3 protein-coding genes are annotated in these 8,571 nt (G+C 62.8%); all 3 read left to right on the top strand.

The window, feature by feature from the left end:
• On the top strand, window positions 1–567 hold a 567-nt coding region (locus JHD73_RS00790), incomplete at its 5' end, for a hypothetical protein (RefSeq protein WP_233176722.1).
• Entirely contained in the window at window positions 542–2,161 is a 1,620-nt protein-coding gene (guaA, locus tag JHD73_RS00785) for a glutamine-hydrolyzing GMP synthase (protein WP_199026704.1), read from the top strand. The genes JHD73_RS00790 and guaA, both read left to right, overlap by 26 nt.
• Window positions 2,162–2,562: 401 nt before the next feature.
• Window positions 2,563–8,571, top strand: coding sequence for an alpha-2-macroglobulin (locus tag JHD73_RS00780; RefSeq protein ID WP_199026703.1), 6,009 nt, complete (start codon window positions 2,563–2,565; stop codon window positions 8,569–8,571).

Here is an 8,571-nt window from a genome sequence, read left to right as displayed (position 1 = left end):
TTGCGACTCGTTCTGTTTCTGGATGCGGCTGTCGCTCTGTGCGTCGGTCTCGTCCTCCTGGCCTCGCCGATGACGTCCATCTTCGGCGCGCTGCAACTGCCGCAGCCGGAACCGGCAATGTACGGCCAACTGCTCGGCGTCACGCTCATCGGTCTGGCCTGGCTGCTGTGGCAAGCCACCATCAACGGGCAACTGACCACTGCGGTGGCGCAGGTGGTTGGCCACGTGAACCTGGCTGTGGCTGTGCTGGTGATTGCCTGGCTATTGTTCTTCCACCTGCCGGTGGAGGGCGCTGGCCGTATCTGGCTGCCGACGTTTGCTGCAGTGCTGGCGGCGTTTTCCGCCGTGCAGATTCCCGCCTCGCGCCGCGTGCGCACCAATGAGCGCGAGCGCGCGCAGAAGGCTCGCGATGAAGCCGCTGCCGCCCGCGAACGCCAGCGCACGGAGACCGCCGAGCGCAAAGAACCCGCCTACATGCCGCCGCCTGGGTACGGCCCCGGCACTGAAGTCGACACGATTGCCGATTCCATTCCTCCACAACATGCACGACAAAGTCCTCATCCTTGATTTCGGCTCGCAGGTTACGCAGCTGATCGCGCGCCGCGTGCGCGAGGCGCACGTCTACTGCGAAATCCACCCGAACGATGTGTCTGACGCCTTTGTGCGCGAGTTCGCGCCCAAGGCCATCATCCTGTCCGGCAGCCACGCCAGCACCTACGAAGACCACCAGCTGCGTGCCCCGCAAGCCGTGTGGGACCTGGGTGTGCCTGTGCTCGGCATCTGTTATGGCATGCAGACCATGGCCGTGCAACTGGGCGGCAAGGTCGAGTGGAGCGATCATCGCGAATTCGGTTACGCCGAGGTGCGCGCCCACGGCCATACCCGCCTGCTCAAGGACATCCAGGACTTTGCCACCCCCGAAGGCCACGGCATGCTCAAGGTGTGGATGAGCCACGGCGACAAGGTTGCCGAGCTGCCGCCGGGCTTCAAGCTGCTGGCCTCCACGCCGAGCTGCCCGATCGCCGGCATGGCTGACGAGGCACGCGGTTACTACGCCGTGCAGTTCCACCCGGAAGTCACGCACACCGTGCAGGGCCGCGCGCTGCTGGAGCGCTTCGTGCTGGAGATTGCCGGTGCCAAGCCGGACTGGATCATGCGCGACCACATCGAGGAGGCCGTCAAGCGCATCCGCGAACAGGTGGGCGATGAAGAGGTGATCCTGGGCCTGTCGGGTGGCGTAGATTCGTCCGTGGCTGCGGCGCTGATCCACCGCGCCATCGGTGACCAGCTGACCTGCGTGTTTGTTGACCACGGCCTGCTGCGCCTGGACGAAGGCAAGATGGTGATGGACATGTTCGCCGGCCGCCTGCACGCCAAGGTTGTGCACGTGGATGCCTCCGAGCAGTTCCTCGGCCACTTGGCCGGCGTGACGGACCCGGAAGCCAAGCGCAAGATCATCGGCCGCGAGTTCGTGGAAGTATTCCAGGCCGAAGCCAAGAAGCTCTCCAACGCCAAGTGGCTGGCGCAGGGCACGATCTATCCGGACGTGGTGGAGTCGGGCGGCACCAAGACCAAGAAGGCGACGACCATCAAGAGCCACCACAACGTCGGCGGCCTGCCGGAAACGCTGGGTCTGAAGCTGCTTGAGCCGCTGCGCGACCTGTTCAAGGACGAAGTGCGCGAGCTGGGCGTGGCGCTGGGTCTGCCGCACGAGATGGTGTATCGCCATCCGTTCCCGGGCCCGGGTCTGGGCGTGCGCATTCTGGGCGAGGTCAAGCGCGAGTATGCGGACCTGCTGCGCCGTGCGGATGCGATCTTCATCGAAGAGCTGCGCGGCACGAAGGCCACGGCACAAGATGCTGCCGCCGGCCTGTGCGCCGAGGGTGATGTCGGCAAGAGCTGGTATGACTTGACCAGCCAGGCGTTTGCGGTGTTCCTGCCGGTCAAGTCCGTCGGCGTGATGGGCGATGGCCGCACGTATGACTATGTGACGGCACTGCGCGCGGTGCAGACCACCGATTTCATGACTGCACACTGGGCGCACCTGCCGTACGCGTTGCTCGGACGTGTGTCGAACCGCGTCATCAACGAAGTGCGTGGGTTGAGCCGGGTTGTGTATGACATCTCGGGTAAGCCGCCTGCGACGATTGAGTGGGAGTGAGATTCACCTCCACGGTTTAGTAAAGAAGCCCGCGTAAAGCGGGCTTTTTTTGTCTAGGGAATTGACCCGGGTAGGAGGAGGGGCTTGTTTTAAATCCGTAACACTGAGGGGCGGTAGGGAGATTAGTACGAAAAAATTGGGGGCGTTCGCACTTCGAGATATATCCGCTTTGGACACTCCGGTCCATGTGCAATCTGCAGAGGCATGACAAGCAAACGGCAGTTATCGGACAAGCGTTGTTTTTCTTGTCATAGGCATCGAGTGGCGCTTTTTTCTCGGTTAGTTGTCGGATAATTTGGCGCGCACTTGAGCCTTTGAAAGTACGGGGTGCCAGCGTGCAACAAATTAAAGCCAGAGTGGCGTGCCAGAGAGTGGCGGCATTCTGCTAAGGAATAATAACAATGGACTTGCTGCGCTTTCTGCTGCGATTGCCCGTCCGGGTCATCGGTTTTTTGTTCTCACTGATCGCGCGCATATTGCGGCCGATATTCGGCAGCGTTGCCTGGTCTGCGCCGGCATGGATGCCGGCTACGGCGGCAGCGGCCCGGCGTCGCCCGTGGCACTTCGGCGGCGGTGTTGCGGCCGCCATTGCTTTGGCGGTTGCCGGCGCGTTTGGCTGGCACTGGTATCAGCATCGCCCCAAGCCGGTTGAGCCTGAGCGCATTATGCTCAAGGTCAGGGCGCCCGCCTTGACGAGCTACATGGATGAGGAGGGCAAGCCCAAGGTCACCATCCATCCGCTCGACATCGATTTTTCGCACTCGGCAGCGCCAATCGAGCTGGTTGGAAAGCCGGCTGGCAACGGTATTACGATGCAGCCGGCCCTGAAGGGTGAGTGGACCTGGCTGAATGACCGCACGCTGCGCTTTATGCCGGCAGCCGATTGGCCGATCGGTGCGCACGTCGAGGTGAATTTCGACGTTGCCCAGGTTTTTGCGAAGCATGTACTGCTGGCTGACGATCATCTCGACTTCAATGTGCCCGCGTTCGACATGCAATTCGGCGCAAGCGAGTTCTATCAGGACCCGCAGAATGCAGCGGGAAAGAAGACGATTTTCCCGATCCGTTTCAACTACCCAGTCGACGCGGCACAGTTTGAGAAACGCATTGCGCTGGAGATGGTCGGCCGCGATGGGAAAACCACCACGCCGCTGCGCTTCAGCGTGACCTACGATGCGGCCAAGCTCAATGCCTGGGTGCATTCTCAGCAGCTCGACATTCCACGCGATGATCAGACTGCGCGGCTGACGCTGGATGGCGGCGTGCGCAGCATCCGTGGTGGTGACGGCACCAAGGCGCCCCAGAAGACGTCTGTTCGGGTGCCGGGGCTCTACAGTCTGACAGTCAACCAGCTCGCCCCAACGTTGGTCGATAACGACCGCTACGAGCCCGAGCAGGTGCTGCTGGCGGAAATGAGCGACGCTGTGCGCGGTAGCGATCTTGCGGGCCTCGTGAAAGCGTGGGTGTTGCCCAAGCGCAAGCCCGGCGTCAGCCAGGGAGACGACGAGCCGCCGTATCCGTGGAACACAACAGAGGTTGGCGAAGACGTGTTGCGCCAATCGCAGCCGCTCAATCTCGAATTGACGCCGACGGAAGGCGAATATGCGCCGCTGCAGAGTTTCAAGTACCGCGCCCAGCCCGGCCAGCGTGTCTACGTGCGGGTGGACGCTGGCCTGAAGTCATTCGGTGGTTACGAGCTTGGCAAGGCGGTGCCGCAGGTCCTGAGCGTGCCGGACTATCCCAAGCTGCTGCGTTTCATGGCAGATGGCTCGCTGCTCTCCATGAGCGGCAGCAAGCGCATCTCGGTGGTGTCACGCAATCTGCCAGGGATGAAGCTGGAGATCGGCCGCGTCAGGCCCGATCAGCTTCAGCATCTGGTGAGCTTCAACCAGGGGACGTACGCACGCCCCCAACTGAGCTACAGCTTTGGTGAAGACCACATCGTTGAGCGCTTCGAGCAGAAGCTCGCCTTCCCGGAAACGGATCCGGGCAAAGCGCACTACGAAGGCGTCGACCTTGGGCAATACCTGAAGAACGGCAAGCGCGGTGTCTTCCTGCTGCACCTGTCAGGCTACGACCCTGCAGCGGACAAAAAGAAGGCCGATGCCGCCCAATCAGATGGCGATACCCAGTCGAACGGTGACAACGACGGCAGCGGCGATAGCGAAGCCGGCAATGGTGACGGCGATGGCAATAGCGGTATGGTGCCAACAGACACCCGCCTGATCGTCGTTACGGACCTCGGCATGCTGGTCAAGCGTGCACTGGATGGCAGTCAGGACGTGTTCGTGCAGTCGATCCGCACCGGTCGCCCGGTGGCAAGTGCATCCGTGTCGGTGATGGCGGTCAACGGCCAGGTGCTCTACACCCAGACAACCAGTGCGGATGGCGTTGTCCACTTCCCGACCTTCAAGGGGCTGGAACGCGAGAAGCGCCCCAAGCTGTACATCGTCAAGAAGGGCGAAGACCTGTCGTTCCTGCCGATTTCGAGCTCTGACCGGCAGCTCGATTTCTCGCGCTTCGATGTGGGTGGCGAGCGCAACGCGACCAACCAGGGTCAACTGTCGGCATACCTATTCTCCGATCGGGGGATCTACCGGCCAGGCGATCAGTTCCATATCGGCCTGATCGTGCGTGCTGCCAGCTGGGCACGTAGCCCTGCAGGCATCCCGCTGCAGGCGGAGATCGTCGACCCGCGTGGCATGACGGTGAAGCGTCAACCTGTGACTGTCGATGCCTCGGGCTTTACCGAACTTGACTACACACCTGCCGAGACGGCGCCGACCGGCACCTGGGCAGTCAACCTCTACATTGTCAAGAACGGCCAGGCCGTTGATGCGCCGATCGGCAGCACCACGGTGCAGATCAAGGAGTTCCTGCCTGACCGCATGAAGGTTGAGGCCAAGCTGTCGCAACAGGTGGCCGAGGGCTGGGTCAAACCGGATCAACTCAAGGGCATCGTCGATGCACAGAACCTGTTTGGCACGCCGGCGGCAAACCGCCGCGTGACGGCGTCGCTCACGCTGCGCCCGGCATGGCCGGCGTTCCGCAGTTGGCCGGGCTACCAATTCTTTGACGCACGGCGTGCAAAGGAGGGCTATACCACCCAACTGCAGGACGGTAAGACCGATGAGAGAGGCCACGCTGAATTTGACCTTGACCTGAAGAAATACGCCGATGCCACGTATCAGCTGTACTTCCAGTCCAAGGCATTCGAAGCCGAGGGCGGACGCAGCGTGGCAGCGAACGCGCAGGGGATGGTGTCCAACAATGAGTGGCTGGTCGGCTACAAGGCGGTCGACGACCTGGGCTATGTGAAGCGCGGCAGCCCGCGCACGGTCAAGCTTGTTGCCATTGATCCGGGTGCGAAGGCGATCGACCTGAAGGACTTGCGCGCACAACTGGTCGAGCTGCGCTACGTATCGGTGCTGACCAAGCAGGATTCCGGCGCCTACAAGTACGACTCGCGGCTCAAGGAGGTGCCGGTCGATGAGAAGCCGCTGGCGATTCCCGCCACTGGGCTCGACTACACACTGCGTACCGACAAGCCGGGCAACTACGCGCTGGTGATCCGCAGTGCGGACCGCACCGAGGTCAACCGCATCCAGTATCTGGTGACCGGGGAGGCTAACGTATCGCGTTCGCTGGATCGCAATACCGAACTGCAGATTAGCCTGAGCAAGCACGACTACAAACCTGGCGAGTCGGTGGAGGTGGCCATCCGTGCGCCGTACGCCGGCAGCGGGCTGATCACCATCGAACGCGACAAGGTCTACGCACAGGCGTGGTTCCATGCCGATACGACCAGCTCCGTGCAGCGCATTACGGTGCCTGCGGGTTTTGAGGGCAACGGTTACATCAACGTGCAGTACATCCGAGACCCATCGTCCGACGAGATCTTCATGAGCCCGCTGAGCTACGGCGTGGTGCCGTTCTCGGTGAACATGGATGCACGGCGCAATGGACTGAAGGTCGATGCACCGGCGCAGGTCAAGCCGGGCGAGACCATCACCTTCAACGTGCATTCCGCGCGGCCGGGCAAGGTCGTGGTGTTTGCGGTGGATGAGGGCATCCTGCAGGTCGCGCACTACAAGCTGGGTGACCCGCTCAAGTACTTTTTCCGCAAGCGCATGCTGGAGGTCGGCACGTCGCAGATTCTCGACCTGATCCTGCCGGACTTCGAGAAGCTGATGTCGATGGCTGCGCCGGGTGGCGATGCCGACGACGCGATCGGCCGGCAGCTCAACCCATTCAAGCGCAAGCGTGACAAGCCGGTGGTCTACTGGTCGGGCATCGTCGATGTGAATGGCGACAAGCGCCTGAGCTACACCGTGCCGGATTACTTCAACGGCAAGCTGCGCGTGATGGCGGTGTCGGTTTCGCCGGATCTGGTGGGTACCTATGAGGGGGCGACCACCGTGCGGGGCGATTTCGTGCTGTCGCCGAACGTGCCGACCACGCTGGCCCCAGGCGACGAGGCCGAGGTGAGCGTTGGCGTGGCCAACAACGTGACCGGTGCAGGCGACAAGCCCATGCCGATTGCCGTGACCCTGAAGGTTGGCCCGCAGTTGCAGGTGGTGGGTGCGGCTACGCAGAACGTGACGCTTGCCACCATGCACGAAGGCGTGGCGCTGTTCCGCGTGAAGGCTACCGACACCCTGGGCTCGGGCAACCTGAGTTTCAGTGCGCGTGCGGGCAGCAAGTCTGCGCAGCAGGGCGTGGACGTGTCGATTCGGCCGGCTGCGGCATTCCGCACGCAGTTGGACGTGGCGCGCGTCGATGCCGACAAGAAGGCGAACTTGCCGAACCTGCGCAAGATGTACGACGCCTATGCAGCTCGTGAGGCGAGCATGTCCACCGGGCCGCTGGTGCTGTCGCAGGGGCTGGCATCCTATCTCGTCAACTATCAGCACTACTGCAGCGAGCAGGTGGTGAGCGCTGCGGTGCCGCGTCTGTTTGCATCGAAGTGGATGTCGACGGCGTCGCTGCGCAATGCGTTGACGCCGCAGCCTGTCGACCACAAGGACGCGAATGCGGCAGCGATCTCACAGCTCCTGGATGTCTTGCGCGCACGTCAGAACGGTCAAGGTGGCTTTGGCGTGTGGTCAGCGACCCCGGATGCCGATCCGTTCGTGTCGGCGTACACGATGCACGTGCTGATCGACGCCCGCGAGCACGGCATCACCGTGCCGAAGGAAATGCTCGACGCCGGCACGGCGTACCTGCAACAGCTTGCTGCCAACGAGCGTCTCGGCACGCTTGATCAATTGCGGCAGCGCGCCTATGCCGTCTACTTGCTCACGCGTCTGGGCAACGTCACGACCAACAGCCTAGCCGCAGTGCAGAAGCGCTTGCAGGACGCGTTCCCGAACGAGTGGAAGAGCGACCTCGCGGCGGGTTGGCTGGCCGCGTCGTACCAATTGCTCAAGCAGGACAAGGAGGCCAGCAGGCTGATCGCGGGGCCGCAGGAGGTGCTGGAGCGCAAGCCTTCACGCGACGAGCCATACGGATACGGCTACTACATCGATCCGCTGACGCGCGATGCCAGCGTGCTGTACCTGCTGGCCAAGCACTTCCCGGAACGGGCGCAGGCATTGCCGTCGCGCGTGCTGGACAACCTTGCCGGACCGGTTCAGCACAATCGCTTCAACACGCTGTCGTCTGCCATGACCATCCTGGCGCTCGATGCATATGCTTCGCAGAACGCCAGCGGGCTGGACAAGCTGGCGATCGAGGAGGTGCGCCCGGATGGCAGCGCGAAGGATGTCTCCTCGGTCCAGGGCAGTGTGATGCGCTCGGGCTCCTGGAGTGCGGCGGCGTCGCAACTGCGCTTTGTCAACGGCAGCAGCCTGCCAGCGTGGCAGATCACGAGCCAGTCGGGTTACGACCGTACGGCATCTACGCAGGCGATCAAGAACGGCCTCGAGATCATCCGCGAGTACACCGATGTGAGCGGTAAACCGCTGGACAAGATCACGCTTGGCCAGGAGATCGACGTGCACCTGAAGATTCGGGCGACGGCCAGCAAGAGCATCGGCAATGTGGCGGTTGTCGATCTGCTGCCGGGCGGGTTCGATCCGGTCATCACGCCGCCGCCGGCAACCGATGCAGCGGAGGGGGACGGGCAGGGCAGCCAGGATGCCGCAGCTAATGCCGCACCGGCGCCGTGGCGTTCGCCTGTCGGCTTGCCGGGCTCAAGCTGGCAGCCGCAGTATGCGGACGTGCGCGAAGACCGTGTGGTCATCTACGGTACGGCCACTGCCGATGTGGGCGAATTCGTCTACCGGATCAAGGCAACCAACGCTGGCCGCTTCATCGTACCGCCGGCCTATGGCGAGTCGATGTACGATCGGCGCGTGCAGGCGCAGGCGCCGGGCGGGGCTGCACTCAACGTGGTCCGGGCGCCGTAA

This window comes from Ralstonia sp. ASV6 (assembly GCF_016429285.1).
Lineage (GTDB): Bacteria > Pseudomonadota > Gammaproteobacteria > Burkholderiales > Burkholderiaceae > Ralstonia > Ralstonia flaminis.
This window is presented reverse-complemented; position numbering and strand designations above follow the sequence as displayed.

What these genes read in the sequence shown, in the direction of transcription:
- guaA (WP_199026704.1), top strand. Translation starts at nt 542, where the DNA reads ATGCACGACAAAGTCCTCATCCTTGATTTCGGCTCGCAGGTTACGCAG.
- JHD73_RS00780 (WP_199026703.1), top strand. Translation starts at nt 2,563, where the DNA reads ATGGACTTGCTGCGCTTTCTGCTGCGATTGCCCGTCCGGGTCATCGGT.